Annotated in this window: 2 protein-coding genes; both read right to left on the bottom strand. The window is 69.1% G+C overall.

Going from position 1 to position 2,037, the window contains the following annotated elements; translation table 11 throughout:
- Positions 1–1,683, bottom strand: a 1,683-nt coding sequence (locus AC1DU6_RS28975) for a GGDEF domain-containing protein (protein ID WP_477861388.1), incomplete at its 3' end; no start/stop codon positions are given.
- Positions 1,683–2,037 (bottom strand): EAL domain-containing protein (locus AC1DU6_RS28970; RefSeq protein ID WP_477861386.1); only part of this gene is annotated, 355 nt, incomplete at its 5' end. The genes AC1DU6_RS28970 and AC1DU6_RS28975, both read right to left, overlap by 1 nt.

Genomic DNA, 2,037 nt, shown 5'->3' with positions numbered 1-2,037 from the left:
CTGCTGGGCCTCGTCCAGCGGCGTGTTGGGCAGCATCAGCACGAACTCCTCGCCGCCGTAGCGCGCCACCATGTCACCGGGCCGCAGCGAGGCTTGCGTGCGCTCGGCCAGCGACTTCAGCGCGATGTCGCCGGCGTGGTGGCCGAGGCTGTCGTTGAGCTTCTTGAAGTTGTCGATGTCCAGCAAAGCCAGGGCCACGCGAGTTGACTCCCGCTCGGCCTTGGCCTGCTCGATGCCGAAGGCCTGGATGAGGCCGCGGCGGTTGGCTACTTGCGTGAGCTGGTCGGTGTGGACTTCGTTGGACAGCCGGCGCAGCTCGCCCTCCAGCTCGTCGACGCGCTGGTTCAGCGCGGCCGCGCGGTCGTGCTCGAGGGTCAGGCGCGCTTGAGTCTGGGACACCAGGCTCTGCACGCTGCGGCTCTCCTCGACCATCTCACGCACGGTGCCAGTCAGGCTTTCCAGCGAATCGGCCTGCTCGATGGCCTCGGCATAGCGGCCGACGCTGGTCTGGAAGCGGTCGGTGTGCTGGCCCAGCTCGCCGAGTTCGGCCAGCATGCGCTGGATGAGGCCCTTCAGGGAATCTCGCGCCTTGGAGCGTTCCTCGCGCAGCGCGCGCTGGCGCTCGCGTGTGCCCGACAGCAGTTCGGACACGGTGCGCACGCCGCGGCCCGACAGGCCTTGGGCGAGTGCGTTGCTCATCGCCTCGGCCTGGCCCCGGGCCCAGGAATCGTCCTCGGCCAGATCGACGAGACTGCCGCTCAGCTCGCGGCACAGGCCGCCGAGTTCATCAAAGAGATGGCGGCGGTGGTCCAGCAGATGCCGGGCGCGCAGGCACAGCGCGGCCATCTGCGTGGCGCGGTCGGGGCTGGCGCCATGGGACTTCAATTCGGCCTGGGCGGCGTCGAGCTCGCGCATCAAGGCGTCGGCAGGCGTCGCCTCGGTCTGCGGCGAGCGCAGCGCATGGCGCACCGTGCCGTTCAGTTCGCTGCTGACGTCGGCCCAGTGGGGGCTGGTGTCAACAACCGGCGGCGTCGTGTCGCGCAGGCCGGTGCGGCTGAGTTCACCAAAGCCGGTGCTCTCGCGAAAACGGGACGTTTCGCCAAAGCCCGTCTCGGCAAATGTGCTCTCGGAGAAGAACTGGCTGGGTGTGCCGCCGTCCTCATCCGTCTCCACGCCGCTGCCGTCGCCGTCCTTGTCCCAGCTTGCCACCAGTTGGCCCAGGCGCTTGACGAGCTTGCCGCTGTCGTTGCGGCCCAGCTCCAGCACGCGGCTGATGCCGTCCTTCTTGCGCGCCAGCGTCCAGTGCTTGCCGCCGCGCTCCAGGCCGCGCAACAGGCGCTCGATGGCCTGGGCCAGGGCCTCGGCCTGGGCCGCGGGGCCGGCCACGTCGAGCAGCTTGTCGACCTGGCGTTGCAGTTCGTCGAGCTTTTGTTCACGCAAGGCGGTCTGCAGCTCCTGGCGCGTGCTGCCCGAGGGCAGGGCCAGGCTGATCAGCTTGGACATCAGCTGCTGGAGGCGCTCGGAGACGGCGCTGGTGGCGCCACTGGCGGCCTGCGCCGGCTCGCCACCGCTTTCGATAGCGTAGGCACGGGCGTAGTTCTCGGGCGTGGGTTCCAGCCGGGCCTGGGCGAGGCGCTGCAGCGCGGCCTTGGCCAGTTGGGCCGGAGGCAGTTGCGAACGCATTAACGTTGCCCGCGAGACGTCACGTCGTTGTTGCCGTCGGCCTGCGTGATCCAGGGCGCCTTGCGTGGCAGCACGGTCTGGGCGATCCAGCGCTCCAGCTCATCGGGCGGCAGCGCCTTGCTGAACAGGAAGCCTTGCATCAGCGAGCAGCCCAGGCGGTGCAGCACTTCCATCTGGCGCAGCGTCTCGACACCCTCGGCAATGACGCGCAAGCCCAGGGCCCGCGCCAACGCAATGATGGCCGTGACGACGGCCGAGCTTTGCGGCGTGATGCCGAGGTCGCGCACGAAGGTGCGGTCGATCTTCACTTCCGAGATCGGCAGCGTCGTCAGGTAGGCGAGGGACGAATAGCCG

It is taken from the genome of Roseateles sp. P5_B10 (assembly GCF_056400485.1).
Note: the sequence above shows the minus strand (reverse complement) of the source record. Positions and strands in the feature narration are given on the sequence as shown.